The sequence below is a fragment of the Bacteroides sp. 224 genome (assembly GCF_010500995.1).
Classification (GTDB): Bacteria; Bacteroidota; Bacteroidia; order Bacteroidales; family Bacteroidaceae; genus Bacteroides.
Genome location: NZ_QVMK01000096.1, coordinates 1 through 480, shown reverse-complemented (window position 1 = coordinate 480; position 480 = coordinate 1). Strand labels below are relative to the sequence as shown.

Here is a 480-nt window from a genome sequence, read left to right as displayed (position 1 = left end):
ATCGTGCGGATAACATAAACTTGAGCCGGACGAACAGCATATTGCTCTGTTACTTCTTCTCCCATCTTCACTGCTCCTTCCAGATTGATGTCATCGGGCATGGGAACAACTATCTCTTCGCGAGGAAGAGATGGATCAATGGGCTTGCGAGCATGTGGAGTAACCTTTTTAGTGAAGCTTTTACGATAACGGTTGTAGTCGCCTTCTTGCTTTTCTGCTTTCTTCAAAACTTTAGTTTCTTCAGCAACAGGATCAGATACATCAGTGGGAGAATCAAAGCAAATGGATAACTGAGCAGGGTCTTCAGGTAACTTACGTTTCTCACTGGATTTACCCCAAAGACGACGTAAGAGATTTTCCAATCGCCAGCGAAGAAGATCTTTTTCCCGACCAAGAGTATCCACCTTGTACAGCAGAGCTTCTTTTTCCTTTAAAAGGTGATTATATTCTTCCAAAGTGAGGGTAACAGTAAGTTCTTTC

At 42.9% G+C, this 480-nt stretch carries 1 pseudogene; it reads right to left on the bottom strand.

Going from position 1 to position 480, the window contains the following annotated elements:
* A pseudogene (locus D0T60_RS18490) lies at positions 1-480 on the bottom strand (IS66 family transposase); the annotation flags it as partial.